A 15,391-nucleotide genomic window follows, 5' to 3' on the forward strand; every position below is an offset into this window, starting at 1 on the left:
ACTGATGAGCCTACGTGCCGGAGTGGAGCGCGGAACATCTCGTCGACGAGGGGCTCGCGCGCCGGCTGATCGTGGAGCAGTGCTTCGAGCCGTCGTCGCTCTCGCTGCTGGGCGAGGGCTGGGACAACACGGTCTGGCTCGTCGACGGGCGCTGGGCGTTCCGGTTCCCGCGGCGGACGATCGCCCTGCCGGGCGTGCAACGGGAGCTGGCGGTGCTGGGCGAGCTCGCGCCGCAGGTCCCGTTGCCGATCCCGGTGCCGAAGTGGGTGGGCGAGCCGTCGGAGGCGTTCCCGTGGCCGTTCTTCGGCGCCGAGGCGATCGAGGGGCGCGAACTGGCGGACGCGGAGCTTTCCCACGATGCCCGCTGCGCACTCGGCCGTCCGCTCGGCCGCTTCCTCCGCGGCTTGCACGACGCCCGCGTGAGCGTCGAGCTGCCGTATGACCCGATGGGCCGCGGGACGATGGAGACGCGCGTGCCGAAGACCCTCGACGCGCTGGCGCGGATCGACCACCTGTGGTCGATGCCCGACGAGGTCCGCGACGCCCTCCACGACGCGGCACGGCTCGTCGCCGGCGTCTATGACCACCCCGTCGTCGTGCACGGCGACCTGCACGCCCGGCACCTGCTGGTCCGCGACGAGGTGCTCGCGGGCGTGATCGACTGGGGCGACGTCTGCTCCGGCGACCCCGCCATCGACCTGGCGCTGTGCTGGTACGCGCTCCCGCCGGACGGGCGCGCCGAGTTCTTCGCCGCCTACGGCCGCGTCAGCGAGACCCAACTCCTGCGCGCCCGTGTCCTCGCGCTGTTCATGTGCGCGACGCTGGTGCTCCACGGCACCCACGAGGGCCTGGACGGAGTCGTCCGCGAGGCGCTCAGCGGCCTGGAACGCTCTGCGTGAGCGCTTCGCGGGCGGTCAACACGTCGTCGGTGGCGATCACGACCTTGCCGTCGCACGCCGTGTAGGCGAGATCGACGTTCACGTTCGCGTCGGCCAGCGCCAGCATCACGTCCGTGACGCCGCCTGGCCCGACGTCGGCCACCAGCACCTCGCGCGTGTCGGCGACCTTCATCCTCGCCGACTTCAACGCCTTCGAAGCGGTGTCGACGTCCCCGTCGTCCACCAGCGCGTGCACGAACCCGCGGCCGTCGCCGGTGAACGCGCACAGCCCGCGCAGATGCACACCCGCAGCGAGCGTCGCCTCGCCCAACCGGGCCAGCGCACCGGGCTCATCGGCCAACATCACCGTCAGATCGGTCGGCATCGCCGACCCATCATTCCAGAGCGGTCAAAAGATGCGGTCGAAGCGGCGCTCGAACAGCGCCGTGGGCAGCGAGCCACGGCCGAGACCGACCGGGTGGCCGTAGGCGTGCTCGATGTCGAAGTCGACCGACGTCCAGCCCTGCGAGCGGACGCGAACGACGACCGCGCGCGGCGAGGAGCCGGGGGTGACGGGGTAGCGGCCCGTCCAGACGGTGCCGTCCGGGACGTTCACCCGGTCGCTCCCGCGTACTCCCGAGCGCGCTTCTTGGCGGCGTCGCGGAAGGCCGCGTACGCGAACGGGTGGTGGAAGACGTCCAGGGCGCGCTCGCCCGGTCCGACCTCGACCTCGAAGCCATCTCCGGTCTTGCCGTCCTGCAGCGCGACGGTCACACGATCGGTAGCCGGATCCCAGAGGAGCCGGATGTCCAGGCCGTCGTTGCGGCGGTGGGCGAGTTCGCGAACGGTGGAGGTGGTGGAGGTCATTTGCCGGTCCTGTTCTGCTCGTGGCGACTGACACGAATAGTCCCTGGGGAGAAGTTCTCTCCCCAGGGGGTTCCCACCTCTTTCACGCGCGGCTCGCAGGCGTGTGCGTGTCGGGCCAGCCGTACCCTGAATGGGTCGGCCTGGCGCACCCTCAGTAGGTGATTCGCACCTCGACGCGGCGGTTGCGCTCCATCCCCGCCGCGGTCGTGTTGGTCGCGCGCGGCTGCGTCTCGCCGGCGCTGCGGATCACCAGCTTGCCCTTCACGCCGAGCCGGCGCAGCTTGTGGCAGACCTGCGCGGCGCGGCGCTGACCGAGCGCCCGGTTGGCCGCCGCGCTGCCGCGCGAGTCGGTGTGGCCGATGCACGTGATCGACTTCGCCCCACGCACGTCGCGGGCGATGCCGTGCACGATCTGATCCGCCGTGATGCGCAGCGCGCTGCGCGACGTCCCGAACGGGCCGACCGGCACGATCACCGTCTCCCGCGGGAGCAGGGTGGCGGCGAGCTTCGCGCTGCGGGTCTCGCCGCGCGCGAGCTTGGCGTCGACCTCGAGGCGGACCTTCAGGCCGCCCGCCGAGCTGCGCACGAGCTTGCGGCCGGTGGCGTTGAGGAGGACCTTGACGACGACGGACTGCTTCGCGTCGCCGGTCACCGTGGTCCTGCCGGTGCCGACGAGCACGCGCTTGACGGCGCTCGCGCGGGCGAGACGGGCCTCGCTGACGTCCGCGTAGGCGTTGACGGTGCAGCTGCGGACCGTGTCGCCCGCGATCGTGCACCCGACGCCGACGGTGTTGCCGTTCTCGACCGTCGCGCGAGTGGAGATGCGGGCGTCCAGCGTCGGCGGCGCGGGCGCGACCGGAGGATCGACCGGCTTGGCGGAGACGGTCCAGCGGTACTCGACGGCCGGGCTGACGTTGCCGGCCGCGTCGACCTGGCGGACGGTCAACACGTGGCCGCCGAGCGCGAGGTCGGTGAGCACGATCGGCGACGCGCACGGACCGAACGAGCCGCCGTCGAGCGCGCACTCGAGCGTCGCGTCGGGCTCGATGCCGACCTCGATGCGAGCCGTGCGATCGGTCGTGTCGCCGTTCGGGCCGGCGAGCACCGCGGGCGCGGCCGGAGCGGTGGTGTCGACCGTCCAGTGCCAGGCGGCCGGGGTCGCGTCGGGCAGGCCGCCGTAGACCGAGCGGACCTCGAAGGTGTGCTCGCCTCGGCCAGGTGCTCGAACTGCTTGGTGCTCGTGCAGGCCGTCCAGGCGCCGCCGTCGAGCCGGCACTCCAGGGTGGTGCCGACGGGCCCGTCGGCGGTGAAGGCGAACGTCGCGCCGGCGAGCGTCGTCCGCTGGGCGGGGCCGGCGGTGATCGCCGTCTGCGGGAGCGCGAGCGTGGCCGTCGGAAGCTCCGTCGTCCCGGCGCCGTTGGTGGCGCTGAACACCGCGCGGAGCGTCTTGCCCGCGTCCTGCGCGCCGACCGTGTAGGTCAGGCCGGTCGCGCCCGGGATGTCGGTGCAGTTCGTGCCATCCGCCTCGCAGCGCTGCCAGCGGCGCGACGTGGTCAGCGAGCCGCCGAGCCACGTCGGGTCGGCGGTCGTGACGACGCCGTTGGCGGCGTGCGCGATCGTCGGCGTGGTCGCCTTCGGCGTCAGCACGACGGGGACGCTGCCGACGTTGTCGGCCGGGTTGAGCTCGCCGTTGGCAGGGCCGGGCGCGACCTCGAACCCGAGGTCGGCGGTGTCGGCGGCGCCCGTGACCTTGCCGGTGACGTGGTAGGTCACGGAGCCGCCCGCCGCGAGGTCGACGGTGCCGGCGGTCAGGCCGGTGCCGCTCGCGGTGTCGCAGGTGCCGCCGGTGGCGTTCGTGCACGTCCACGCGATGTCGGTGAGCCCGCCGCCGCGCAGGGTGACGGGGGCGTCGTCGGTGGCGTTGAGGTTGGAGTTGGAGACCGTGACGTCCCAGTCGACGATGCGGTCGCGGGCGCCCGGCGACGGCTGCTGCGTCGCCGTGGCGGTCAGGTCGACGGGCAGCGCGACCTTGATCGAGCGCACCTCGTGATTGTTGTTGGAGCCGCCGGTCGAGGCGGCGAAGCCGACCTTCAGGTTGGCGGGGGCGGCGCCGCCGAGCGGCACGCCGTTGAGCACGACCTGGCGCACGCCGTCGGCGTACTGGAGCCACGTGTACGCCTTGCCGTCGGCGACGGCGACCGTGACCCGGATCTTGTTCGCGCGGGTCGCCTCGAGCGTCTTGCCGGCCGGGACGGGAGCGCCGCCGAGCCAGGGGGCGTTGCTCGCGGTCGGCCCGCGCACGCCGACCCAGTTCGGCATCTCGTACAGGCCGGCGCCGTTGCCGCGGCCGCAGTAGACCGAGCTGCCGAAGTTGCCGTACTCATCGAGGCCGATGCCGACATAACCGCCGGGGACACCGGGGCGACCCTGGTTGTCGCACCCGGTGTAGCCCAGTCCGCCGCCCTCGATGCCGAGGCTGAAGGCCTGCGAGGCGTCGAACAGGAACACGCTCGTGCCGTCCGCGCCACGCGGCCAGCTGCCCGTGTAGCCCCAGGCGGCGTAGTCGAACTCGACGAGGACGCCGTCGGAGGACGGAAACGACGTGGTGTTGTAGGCGGCGCCCACGCGCCCGGGATCGGCGGCGGGCGTTAGCCGCAGCCAGCCGTCGCCGGGGGTGTCGATGGAGTTGGCGGTCAGCACGGCGCTGCCGCTCGTCGTCCAGCCGGGTGCGGTGGTGCCGGTGAAGCCCTCCGTGAGCGGGAACGGGCCGGTGGCGGACGCTGTTGCGGGAAGTGCGAGCAGCGTTGCGGCGACGGCCAGAGCGCTCCTCCACTTGGGGAGTTTCGAGATCGGGTTCACACCCCAAATCGGTCGGACGGGTCCGCTTGCGCTTGAGGAGCGTTGTCAGCCTCCGGATAACCTCCGGAGCCGTGGACCGGCCGTTCGTTGATCTGGGGTTCGCCCGCGTCGACACGGACCGCGAGGCGCGCCAAGGCGCGCCTGAGGCGATCTATGCCGAGGGCAAGACGCCTGACGAGGTCGCCGCGATCGCGACCGCGCTGCTCGACGGCGGCGCGAGCAGCGTGCTCGTCACCCGCGCCGACGCCGCCCACCGCGCGGCGCTCAAGAGCGTGGCCGACGACGCGCAGGAGGACGAGCGCGCACGCCTGGCCTGGGTGGCGCGCGACACGCCCGCGCCGCTCGGCCTCGTCACGATCGTGAGCGGGGGGACGAGCGACGGTCCCGTCGTGCGCGAGGTCCAGGTCCGCGCCGAGCTGCTCGGCACGACCGTGATCGTCCATCGCGACGCGGGCGTCGCCGGCCTGCACCGGCTCGAGCCCGCGCTGCCGGACCTCCGCCGAGCCGACTGCGTGGTCGTCGTCGCGGGCTGGGACGCGGCACTCGCGTCCGTCGTGGGCGGCCTCGTCGCCGCGCCCGTGATCGGCGTGCCCACCAGCACCGGCTACGGCGCGACCTTCGGCGGCGTCTCCGCGCTGTTGTCGATGATGACCAGCTGTGCCGCGGGCGTCGCGGTGGTCAACATCGACGACGGCTTCGGCGCCGGAACGATCGCGGCGCGGATCGCCCGGAGGGCGGCGGCGTGATCCTCTACATCGACTGCATCGGCGGCGTCGCGGGCGACATGCTGCTCGGCGCGCTGATCGACGCGGGCGCCACGGTCGACCTGTCCGGCCTGAACGTCGACGGGCTGCATCTGCAGCTGGGCAAGGCGGAGAAGCACGGGATCGTCGCGACCACCGTGAACGTGACCGGCGCGCCCTCGCAGCCGCACCGCCACTGGTCGTCGATCCGCGCGCAACTCGACGCCGCCGACCTCCCGGAGCGGGTCAGACACCGCGCCCAGCGAGCGTTCGAGAGACTGGCGATCGCCGAGGGCCGGATCCACGGGATCGACCCTGAGCACGTGCACTTCCACGAGGTCGGCGCGATCGACGCGATCGGCGAGATCGTCGGCGTCGCGCTCGCGCTCGAGTCGCTGGACGTCGACACGATCGTCTGCTCGCCGCTGCCCGTCGGCCGCGGCTTCGTCAAGGCCGCCCACGGCCGCCTCCCGCTCCCCGCGCCCGCCACGCTGAGCCTGCTCGAAGGCGCGCCGATCCACGGCGTCGACATCGACAAGGAGCTGGTCACGCCGACCGGCGCCGCGCTCGTCGCCGCCCTCGCGACCTCCTTCGGCCCGATCCCCGCGATGACCGTCGCGGGGTCCGGCTACGGCGCCGGCACCCGCGACCTCGAGGAGCTGCCCAACGTCGTCCGCGCGATCCTCGGGACCGACGCCAAGAGCGGCGGGGTGAGCCTGATCGAGGCCAACCTCGACGACTTCCTCCCGGAGCTCGCGCCCGACGCCGCGCAGGCCGCCTTCGCCGCCGGCGCGCTCGACGTGTGGACGACGCCGATCCAGATGAAGCGCGGCCGCCCCGCGTTCACGCTCTCCGCGCTCGCCCGCCCCGGCGACGAACGCCATGTCGCAGAGGCGATATTGCGCGAGACGTCAAGCCTCGGCGTCCGGATCTCACACCTCGCCCGGATCGAGCTCGAACGCGAGAGTTTCACGGTCGAGGTCAACGGCGAGCCTGTACGTGTGAAGGTCGGAAAGCTCGACGGGAAGGTCGTCAACCTCGCGCCAGAGCACGCGGACGTCGAGCGGGCCGCGCACATCTCCAACGAACCGGTGAAGGTCGTATGGGCGAAGGCGATCGCAGCGGCGCACCGCTGATCGAGCGCATCGCCGGCCTCGGCTCAGCGATCGTCGCCTTCTCCGGCGGCGTCGACTCGTCCGTGGTCGCGGCGCTCGCCCATCGGGCGCTCGGGGACAAGGCGCTGGCCGTGACCGCGGTGAGTCCGTCCGTCGCCCAGGGCGAGCTGGAGGGCGCCAAGCGCGTCGCCGAGCACATCGGCATCACCCACGAGATCGTCCGCACCGACGAGCTCGCCCGCACCGGCTACCGCGCCAACGGGCCGGACCGCTGCTACTTCTGCAAGTCAGAGCTCTACGACGTGCTGGCGGAGCTCGCGAAGCAGCGAGGCTTCAACGCGCTTCTGAGCGGCGCCAACCAGGACGACCAAGGCGACTGGCGCCCGGGCCTCAAGGCCGCCGCCGAGCACGGCGTCGTCCACCCGCTCCAGGACACGAGCAAGGCCGAGGTCCGCGAGCTGGCGCGCGCCTTCGGGCTGCCCAGCGCAGACAAGCCCGCGAGCCCCTGCCTGGCGTCGAGGATCCCCTACGGCACCAGCGTCGACCCGCGCACGCTCGCGCTGATCGACCGCGCCGAGCACGCCGTGCGCGACCTCGGCTTCCCGGTCATCCGGGTCCGCCACCACGGGATCATGGGGCGCCTCGAGGTCGACGCGCCCGACCTCGACCGCGCACTGGCCAACGAGGCGCGGATCGTCACGGCGATCAAGGACGCCGGCTACGACCACGCCGTGATCGACCTCAAGCCCTTCAAGTCGGGCCGGCTCAACGCGGCGCTAGTGCGTCCCGCAGCATCGCCGTAAGGGCGGTGGCGAAGCGCGCCCGCGCCTCCGGCGTCATCGGGTCGACGCCGCTCAACCGCGCCCGGAACCCCGCGTCGGAGAAGTAGGTCGAGACCGCCCCGTAGACGAGCTGCATCAGCTCGACCGGGTCGTGCTCGCGCAGCCGCTCCGCGGCGACCTCGCGCTCCAGGAACGCGACCGCGCGATCCAGGAACGGGCGCATGTGCTCGGCCATCGCGTCCTCCAGGCGGCCGCCGCCCTCGATCGCCTCACGCCGCCAGATGACGACGAAGTCGTGGTGGGTCGCGAAGAACTCCATGCCCGCGGCGACCAGCGCGGCGACGCGATCGAAGCCCACGGGCGCCGCCGACACCGCGGCCGACGTCATCGCCGCCCAGTCGAGCATCGCCTGCTCGATCACGGCGGCGTAGAGGTTCTCCTTGGACTTGAAGTGGTAGAGCAGCGTCGGGTGCTTGACCCCCGCGCGCTCGGCGATGTCCTGGAGCCGGGCGGAGTAGCCGTGCTGTGCGAACTCCCCGCGTGCCGCCTCGAGGATGCGGTCCGTCGACGCCATCTACTGACACGTTAGTAGAGAGATTGGTACGGTGACGTCTTGCCCGTAACCCTCAAAGAGCGGCTGGCCGGCAAGACGCTGTTGCTCACCGGTGCCTCGGGCTTCGTGGGCAAGGCGTTGCTGGCCCAGGTCGTACGCGAGCTTGGAGACACACAGGTCACCGTGCTCCTGCGCGGCGACGCCCACGACCGCCTCCAGAACCAGGTGCTGACGAGCGCGCCCTTCGACGGCCTCGACGGCAGCGCCGTCCAGGCCGTCTCAGGCGACCTCGGCGACGACGGCCTCAAGCTCGATCAGCCCTACGACATAGTCATCCACTGCGCCGCGAGCGTCTCGTTCGAGCAGGCGCTCGACGAGGCGCTCGAGCTCAACGGCAAGGGTCCGGCGCGCCTGCTCGCAGCCGTCCGCGCCGCCGGCGGCGACCCGTACTTCATCCACGTCTCGACCGCGTACGCGGCCGGCCAGCGGACCGGGCTCGTGCTCGAGCGCCCGTCCGGCACCGCGCCGAGCGAGCCGTGGCTGGACCTCGACGCCGAGCTCGCCGCGGGGCGCAAGTGGCGCGCCGACATCGAGGCCGAGTCGCGTCTTCCCGAGCACCAGCACCGCTTCGTCAAGGAGGCCCAACGCGCGGTCGGCCCCGCCGGCGGCCCGGCGATGGGCACGCGCGCGGAGATCCTCCGCTACGAGTGGGTGCGCGAGCAGCTGACCGAGCGTGGCCGCGAACGCGCCCGCGCGCTCGGCTGGAGCGACACGTACGGGCTCTCGAAGGCGATGGGCGAGCGCGCGCTGATCGCCGCCGGCCCGAAGGACCTGAGCATCGTCCGGCCGGCAATCGTCGAGTCCGCCCTGCACACGCCGTACCCGGGGTGGATGGAATCGTTGAAGGTCGCGGACCCGATCATCCTCGGCTATGGCGCCGGGATCATCCCCGGCCGCTTCGCCGCCAACAGCTCGATCCGCATTGACATCATCCCCGTCGACTTCGTCGCCAACGCGTGTCTGGTCGCGGCCGCGTACCCGCCCGAGAAGGGGCACGTGCGGACGCTGAACGTCTCGACCGGGATGCGCAAGCCGTTCACCATCGGCGAGCTGGCGGAGCTCTCCAAGGGCTACTTCCGCAACTACCCGCTGCCCGACGAGGACGGTCTGCCGGTCGAAGTGCCCGAGTGGCGGTTCCCCTCGCCCACAGAGGTCTTCGGCGCGCTCGACCGCGCCGACCGCGTGCTCAAGAAGGGGCGCGATCTCGTCGACCGGCTGCCGATCCCGCGCTCCGACGACGTCGAGCTGCGCCTGCACAAGGATCAGCGCAAGGTCGACCGCCTCCGCCGCCTGAACGAGATCTACTGGCCGTACGGCGCGCTCGACTGCGTCTTCGACGACCGCAACGCGCGCGAGCTGCTCGCGCAGCTGCATCCGGACGACGTCGAGCGCTTCGGGTTCGACGTCGACGAGATCGACTGGGATCACTATCTCGGCGAGGTCCACCTGCCCGCGCTGCGCGCGATCGCCGTTCCGCCTGCGCCCGGTCCGAAGAAGATCCGCAGCGCGAGCCGCCGCCCCGCGCCCGAGGGCCCGCCCGCGCTGGCGGTCTTCGACGTCGAAGGCGTGATCCTGGACAGCACCGTCGCGCACTTCTACGCGTGGCTGCGCACCCGCGACATGCCGGAGCTGGACAAGCTCGTGTGGACGGCCGGCATCGCCGCGCGGGTCCCCGGCTGGATCATGGAGGACCGGCGCAGCCGCACCGCGTTCAACCGCAACTTCTACCGCCTCTACAAGGACCTCCCGAGCCGCGAGCTCAAGATCCAGGCCAAGGAGGCGTTGCCGGACTTCATCCAGCCGCGCATCCAGAGCGAGGCGGTCCGGCGGATCCGCGAGCACAAGCGCCGCGGTGACAAGGTGATCCTGCTCACCGGCGCGCTGGACTTCCTCGTCGAGCCCTTGAAGCACCTCGGCGACGAGCTCGTCGCGGCGCGGCTCGTCGAGCGGGTGGGACGCTTCACCGGCGAGCTCGCCGAGCCGCCGCTGACCGCCGACGGCCGCGCCAGCATGACCGCGCGCCTGGCGGCCGACCACGGCGTCGATCTCGCCCACTGCCACGCCTACGGCGACTCGCTGGCCGACCTGCCGATGCTCGAACTGGTCGGCAACCCGCACCCGATCAACCCGGACTTCCGGCTCTCCCGCGAGGCGCGCCGCCGGCGCTGGCCGATCGAGGAATGGACGACCGAGAAGGCGGCGGTGTAGTGGTCACGTCCGTGAGTACGGCGCATCGCCCGGCCAGATCACCGGTCGTCGCTGCCCGCGGCGGCCGCCGTCGGCATACCGGTAGTACGTGGGCGGCGGCCGCCGCCCGGCAGCGGCGGGCGGGGCCCGCCGGAATGCGTCGTACTCCCGGAGGTGGCCACTAGTGCAGGCATTGACGTACACGCCGACGCTCACGAAGTACGTGGCGACCCGCGCGGGTCTTCCCGGCGCGGGAGCGCTGGCGTTGGAGGACATCCGCTGGCCGAGGAGCCCTGGTCCCGGCTGGCTTCCGGTGCGGCCCACGCTCACCGGGATCTGCGGCTCCGACCTCGCGCTGCTCTCCGGCAAGGCGTCGCTGCATCTCGCCACGTTGACGTCCACCCCGTTCGTTCCCGGACACGAGATCGTGGGCGAGATCGGCGCGGGCCCGCGGCGCGGCGAGCGCGTGGTCGTCCAGCCCGCGCTCGGGTGCGCGGCGCGCGGGCTCCCGGCGTGCACGGAGTGCGCGCAGGGGCTCCCCGCGCTCTGCCGCAACACCACCGACGGCGTCGTCAGCGCGGGCCTGCAGACGGGCTTCTGCCGCGAGACCGGCGGTGGGTGGAGCGAGGGCCTCGTGGCGCACGAGTCCCAGCTGCACGCGGTGCCGGACGATCTGTCGGACGAGGACGCCGTGCTGGTCGAGCCGCTCGCGTGCGCGCTGCACGCCGCGCGGATCGCCGACATCCAGCCCGGCGAGCACGTCGCGATCATCGGCGCGGGCACGATCGGCCTGCTCACGCTCGCCGCGGTCCGCGACGCGGCGCCGTCCGCGACGCTGATCGCGGTCGCCAAGCACTCGGGCCAGCAGACCGCCGCGCGGCGCTTCGGCGCCGACGACGTCTGCGCCCCCGACCGCATCTACATCGAGGGCGCGCGGATCACCAATTCGCGCAGGTTGGTCGGTCATCAGGGCCGCGAGATGTTGCTTGGCGGCTTCGACTGTGTATTGGACTGTGTGGGGAGCGGAGCCAGCCTTGAACAGGCCACGACGATGACGCGTGCGCGCGGTCGCGTGATCCTCGTCGGCATGCCCGGCGAGCTGAAGGCCGACCTGGCCGCGGCCTGGCTGCGCGAGCTGCAGATCCAGAGCGCGTACGGCTACGAGCACGACTTCCCGCGCGCGCTCGAGTTCGCCAAGGTGCTCAAGCCCGGCCGTCTGATCGACCGCGGCTGGCCGCTGCGGCTGCACAAGAAGGCCATCGACCACGCCCCGAAAGCCGCGCGAGCGGGCCACGCCAAGACCGTTTTCGAGATCGCCGCATGAGCATTGCCCCGACCCGGATGATCGAGCGCTCCAAGCGCCGTCACCCCGCCGCCGAGCGCGAGTCGTGCGTCGTGGAGGTTCACGAGCACTCGCCGCCCACGCTGTTCCACTCCGGCGAGTCGTTCCGGCTCGAGCGCCTGCCGGTCGGCTCGCGGATCATCTATCCGCCGCCGCCTTTGAAGGGGTTGGTGGATGTCGACGCGGCGATCGCCGCCGCCCTCGATTCCCCGTTGGGGATGGACCCGCTGGACTCGCTGCTGAGCCCGGGCATGAAGCTGACGATCGCGTTCGACGACATCAGCCTCCCGCTCCCGCCGATGAAGACGCCGGACATCCGCGGGCGGGTGATCGAGCACGTGCTCGAGCGCGCCTACCGCGCCGGCGTCGAGGACATCCACCTGATCGCCGCGCTCGCGCTGCACCGGCGGATGACGCCCGACGAGCTCAAGCGCGCGGTGGGCTCGCGGATCTTCGACGAGTTCTATCCCGACCGCCTCTACAACCACGACGCCGAGGATCCCGACGCGATCGTCTCGCTGGGCGAGACCGGGCACGGCGAGGCCGTCGAGCTGTCCAAGCGGGCCGCCGACTCGGACCTGCTGATCTACGCGAACATCAACCTGGTCACGATGGACGGCGGGCACAAGTCCGTCGCGGTCGGCCTGGGCACGTACAACAGCGTCAAGGCGCACCACAACGTCCACACGATGCGCCACTCGAAGTCGTTCATGGACCCGTCGAAGTCCGAGCTGCACAACAGCGCGGGCCGCCAGGGCGACATCGTCGAGGCCGCCGTCCCGATCTTCCACATCGAGACGACGCTCAATAACGACATGTTCGACGGGCCGCTGGCGTTCCTCGCCAAGCCCGAGGCGCGCTGGACGCCGCGCGACCAGGCCACGTTCGCGGCTTTGAAGCGCACGACCGACCGCATGAACCCGAAGCTGCGGCGGGCCGCGTTCCATAAGTCGACGGCGCCGTACGCGGTGACCGGCGTGACCGCGGGCGCGGTCGCCCCGGTGCACGAGGTGACCTTGGAGCACTGCGCCGCCCAACAGGCCGTGGGCGTGCGGGGGCAGGCGGACATCGTCACCGCCGGGCTGCCCTACGTCGGCCCGTACAACGTCAACTCGATCCTCAACCCGGTGCTCGTGATGTGCATGGGGCTCGGGTACTTCTTCAACCTCTACCACGGCGTGCCGTTGGTCCGCGAGGGCGGCGTGATGATCTTCACGCACCCGGTCTCGCGCGAGTTCCACCCCGTGCATCACCCCTCGTACGTCGACTTCTACGAGGAGGTGCTGGCGACCACGACGGACCCGATCGAGATCGAGCAGCGCTTCGAGAAGTCCTACGCCGAGGACGAGTGGTACCGCCACCTGTACCGGACGAGCTACGCCTACCACGGCGTGCACCCGTTCTACATGTGGTACTGGGGCGCGCACGCGCTGCAGCACCTCGGCGACGTGATCTTCGTCGGTGGCGACCCCGAGGCGTGTCGGCGATTGGGCTTCCGCCGCGCGGACACGATGCGCGACGCGCTGGAGATGGCCGAGCAGGTCGTCGGGCGCGATCCGTCGCTGACGCACTTCCACTGCCCGCCGCTCTTCTACGCCCAGGTCGAGGCATGAAGTTCGCGTCCGGAGGACGCCGTCTGGAGAAGCTCGCGGGCGCGAACGTCTCTCGCCGCGAGCCGGCGCCGCGCAAGTGGCGCACGATCACCGCGGGCAAGGACCCGTGGTCGGAGCGCGGCGTCGAGGACCAGCCATGGCTGCGTGAGCCCAAGCCCGCGCTCGCCCGGGAGATCGCCCAGCAGACGCTGCTGTTCCCCGCGACGCGGCTCGTCGCCCAGCCGACCGTGATCGGCGCGGAGGACCTGATCCACGCGCCGCAGCCGGCGATCCTCGCGCCCAACCACGAGTCGGACATCGACACGCCGCTCGTGCTGCTGTCGTTGCCGCACGCCTGGCGCACCCGCACCGTCGTGGGCGCGGCGTCGGATCGCTTCTACCGCAAGCGCGGCTACGCGATCGCGAGCGCGTTCTGGATCAACACGTTCCCGTTCGACCGCGGCGGCGGGCAGCGCCGCGGACTGGCAGCGGCCGCCGCCCACCTGCGCGACGGCCGCAACGTCCTGCTCTTCCCCCAGGGCACGCGCGGCGCCGGCCCGGACGGCTACCGCCACGGCGTCGCCGAGCTCGCGCTGACCGCCGGCGCCCCGATCATCCCCGTGCACATCGAGGGCACCGCGCTCGTGATGCCCAAGGGCCGCGGCCTGAACCGCCGCGCCAAGACCAAGGTCACCTTCGCCCGCCCGCTCCACCCCCGCCCGGGCGAGACGCCCGCCGAGCTCACCGCCCGCCTCCACGATGCCATCGAGTCGTAGGTGCCAGGGGTCTGACCCCTTTAGGTGACGGCCTCGCACCCGCACGCGAGTCCGGCCTGCGGACCTAAAGGGGCCTGACCCCTTTATCTTGGCGTCGTGGCCGACGAAGAGACGATCCGCCTGGCCGGGCGCGAGGTGCGGATCACCAGCCCGGGGAAGGTCCTGTTCTCCGAGCGTGGGGAGACCAAGCTCGACGTCGTGCGCTACTACGCCGCGGTCGCCGAGCCGCTGATGCGCACGATGGGCGGGCGGCCAGTGCTGATGCAGCGCTTCCCGCAGGGCGCGAGCGGCAAGGGGTTCTTCCAGAAGCGGGTGCCCGACAACGTCCCCGAGTGGCTCGAGACGACCACCGTCGAGACCGTCAATGGGACGCCGTCACGAGCGCTCGTCGTCGCCGACGTCGCCCACGTCGCGTGGGCGGTGAACCTCGCATGCCTGGGCTTCCACGTCTGGCCGTACCTGGCCGACGACGCCGCGCACACCGACGAGCTGCGGCTCGACCTCGACCCCACGCCGGGCACCGGCTTCAAGGACGCGGTCGTCGCCGCCCACGAGCTCAAGGCGCTGCTCGACGAGCTCGGCATCGTCGCGTTCCCCAAGACCACGGGCAACCGCGGGCTGCACGTCTACGTGCGGCTCGAGCCCCGCTGGGACTCCTACGAGGTGCGCTCAGCGGCGGTGGCGGTCGCGCGGGAGCTCGAACGCCGCCGCCCCGACATCCTCACCGCCGCGTGGTGGAAGGAGGAGCGCGGGAAGCGCATCTTCGTCGACTACAACCAGAACGCGCCGCACAAGACGGTCTTCGGCGCCTGGTCGGTCCGCGCGCGCAAGGGCGCTCAGGTGTCGACGCCGCTGAGCTGGGACGAGCTCGACGACGTCGACCCGGACGAGCTGACGCTGCCGGTCGTGGCCGGCCGCGACGACCCGTGGGCGACGATCAACGACGCCCCCCAGTCCCTCGAGCCGTTGCTGGAGATGAACGCGCGCGACCGCGCGAGCGGCCTGATGGACGCGCCGTGGCCGCCGGTCTACCCGAAGCAGCCGGACGAGCCCCCGCGCGTCGCCCCCAGCCGCGCCAAGAAGGACTAGGCCGCAGGTCCGTAAGCGAGGTGCACGACGCCGTTGGCGTACGTCTGCGCGGCCCGCAGCGCGAGCTTGAGCTGCGGCCCGCCCTCGGGGATCAGCCGCACGCCTCCGCCGAGCGTGAGCGGGTAGACGAACAGGTTGAGCTCGTCGATCAGCCCGTCCGTCAGCAGCGCCTGCACGAGCGTCGCCGAGCCGCTCATGTAGATGTCGCCGTCGACGTCCTCTTTGAGCTTGGCGATCCGCGCCGGGTCGTACGGCCCGATGATCTCCGAGTTGCGCCACGTCGCCTCGGTCAGCGTGCTGGACACGACGTACTTGATCGTGTCGTTGAAGAACGGCGCCCCGGGGTCGTCGTCAGCCGTCCGTGTCGACCACGCCGGCTCGAACATCTGGTACGTCTCGCGCCCCAGCAGGATCGCCTTGCAGTTGCCGGTGATCGCCGCGAGCGTCTTCTCCATCTCGGGGTCGAACCCGTATTCGAACGTCCACGTCGGCGCGTCGATGACGCCGTCGAGCGTCATGAACTCGTGTACACGAATGCCTCCCATAGG

16 protein-coding genes are annotated in these 15,391 nt (G+C 71.9%); 9 read left to right on the forward strand and 7 right to left on the reverse strand.

The window, feature by feature from the left end; genetic code table 11:
- Positions 1-14: 14 nt before the first annotated feature.
- Complete coding sequence (locus G569_RS0101320; protein WP_028062070.1) at positions 15-899, forward strand: phosphotransferase; 885 nt, start codon at positions 15-17, stop codon at positions 897-899.
- On the opposite strand, the gene G569_RS0101325 is transcribed toward G569_RS0101320, so the two are convergent.
- The 5 genes from G569_RS0101325 to G569_RS63630 all read right to left on the reverse strand — a co-directional run bounded on the left by G569_RS0101325 (position 874) and on the right by G569_RS63630 (position 4,604).
- Positions 874-1,263, reverse strand: coding sequence for a hypothetical protein (locus G569_RS0101325; RefSeq protein WP_028062071.1), 390 nt, complete (start codon positions 1,261-1,263; stop codon positions 874-876). The genes G569_RS0101320 and G569_RS0101325 overlap by 26 nt on opposite strands.
- 24 nt (positions 1,264-1,287) lie before the next feature.
- Positions 1,288-1,494: a hypothetical protein gene (locus tag G569_RS0101330; RefSeq protein ID WP_028062072.1), complete on the reverse strand. Its 207-nt coding sequence runs from the start codon at positions 1,492-1,494 to the stop codon at positions 1,288-1,290.
- Positions 1,491-1,745 (reverse strand): hypothetical protein, encoded by a 255-nt coding sequence (locus G569_RS0101335; RefSeq protein ID WP_028062073.1) that lies wholly within the window; start codon positions 1,743-1,745, stop codon positions 1,491-1,493. The genes G569_RS0101330 and G569_RS0101335 overlap by 4 nt, the downstream gene beginning before the upstream one ends.
- A 151-nt stretch (positions 1,746-1,896) precedes the next feature.
- Positions 1,897-2,724, reverse strand: coding sequence for an OmpA family protein (locus G569_RS63625; protein WP_169542037.1), 828 nt, complete (start codon positions 2,722-2,724; stop codon positions 1,897-1,899).
- Positions 2,688-4,604, reverse strand: a complete 1,917-nt coding sequence (locus G569_RS63630) for an L-type lectin family protein (protein ID WP_028062074.1) — start codon at positions 4,602-4,604, stop codon at positions 2,688-2,690. Before G569_RS63630 ends, G569_RS63625 begins: the two co-directional genes overlap by 37 nt.
- Before the next feature lie 71 nt (positions 4,605-4,675).
- Here G569_RS63630 and larB point away from each other — a divergent pair, with 71 nt between their 5' ends.
- The 3 genes from larB to larE are packed head-to-tail and all read left to right on the forward strand — an operon-like array spanning position 4,676 to position 7,265.
- Positions 4,676-5,350 carry a nickel pincer cofactor biosynthesis protein LarB gene (larB, locus tag G569_RS0101350; protein ID WP_211232878.1) on the forward strand — a complete coding sequence of 225 codons (675 nt, stop codon included), beginning with the start codon at positions 4,676-4,678 and terminating at the stop codon, positions 5,348-5,350.
- Positions 5,347-6,483 (forward strand): nickel pincer cofactor biosynthesis protein LarC, encoded by a 1,137-nt coding sequence (gene larC / locus G569_RS44690; RefSeq protein ID WP_037494153.1) that lies wholly within the window; start codon positions 5,347-5,349, stop codon positions 6,481-6,483. Before larB ends, larC begins: the two co-directional genes overlap by 4 nt.
- Entirely contained in the window at positions 6,450-7,265 is an 816-nt protein-coding gene (larE, locus tag G569_RS0101360; RefSeq protein WP_028062076.1) for an ATP-dependent sacrificial sulfur transferase LarE, read from the forward strand. The genes larC and larE overlap by 34 nt, the downstream gene beginning before the upstream one ends.
- On the opposite strand, the gene G569_RS57005 is transcribed toward larE, so the two are convergent.
- Positions 7,228-7,818 (reverse strand): TetR/AcrR family transcriptional regulator, encoded by a 591-nt coding sequence (locus G569_RS57005; RefSeq protein ID WP_028062077.1) that lies wholly within the window; start codon positions 7,816-7,818, stop codon positions 7,228-7,230. The genes larE and G569_RS57005 overlap by 38 nt on opposite strands.
- Positions 7,819-7,857: 39 nt before the next feature.
- Between G569_RS57005 and G569_RS0101370 the strand changes: the two genes are divergently transcribed.
- The 5 genes from G569_RS0101370 (at position 7,858) to ligD (ending at position 14,843) form a co-directional block, all read left to right on the forward strand.
- Entirely contained in the window at positions 7,858-10,065 is a 2,208-nt protein-coding gene (locus G569_RS0101370; protein ID WP_028062078.1) for an HAD-IB family hydrolase, read from the forward strand.
- 163 nt (positions 10,066-10,228) lie between these two features.
- Positions 10,229-11,368 carry a zinc-dependent alcohol dehydrogenase gene (locus G569_RS0101375; RefSeq protein WP_028062079.1) on the forward strand — a complete coding sequence of 380 codons (1,140 nt, stop codon included), beginning with the start codon at positions 10,229-10,231 and terminating at the stop codon, positions 11,366-11,368.
- A 17-nt stretch (positions 11,369-11,385) separates the two neighbouring features.
- Entirely contained in the window at positions 11,386-12,999 is a 1,614-nt protein-coding gene (gene larAH, locus G569_RS0101380) for an NPN-dependent hydroxyacid isomerase, LarAH14/15/16 family (protein ID WP_053225685.1), read from the forward strand.
- Complete coding sequence (locus tag G569_RS57010; RefSeq protein WP_053225686.1) at positions 12,996-13,754, forward strand: lysophospholipid acyltransferase family protein; 759 nt, start codon at positions 12,996-12,998, stop codon at positions 13,752-13,754. Before larAH ends, G569_RS57010 begins: the two co-directional genes overlap by 4 nt.
- 96 nt (positions 13,755-13,850) lie before the next feature.
- Positions 13,851-14,843, forward strand: coding sequence for a non-homologous end-joining DNA ligase (gene ligD / locus G569_RS0101390; protein ID WP_028062081.1), 993 nt, complete (start codon positions 13,851-13,853; stop codon positions 14,841-14,843).
- On the opposite strand, the gene G569_RS0101395 is transcribed toward ligD, so the two are convergent.
- Positions 14,840-15,388, reverse strand: a complete 549-nt coding sequence (locus G569_RS0101395; protein WP_028062082.1) for a dihydrofolate reductase family protein — start codon at positions 15,386-15,388, stop codon at positions 14,840-14,842. The two genes, ligD and G569_RS0101395, sit on opposite strands and share 4 nt — an antisense overlap.
- Between the last annotated feature and the right edge of the window lie 3 nt (positions 15,389-15,391).

The organism is Solirubrobacter soli DSM 22325 (assembly GCF_000423665.1).
Classification (GTDB): Bacteria; Actinomycetota; Thermoleophilia; order Solirubrobacterales; family Solirubrobacteraceae; genus Solirubrobacter; species Solirubrobacter soli.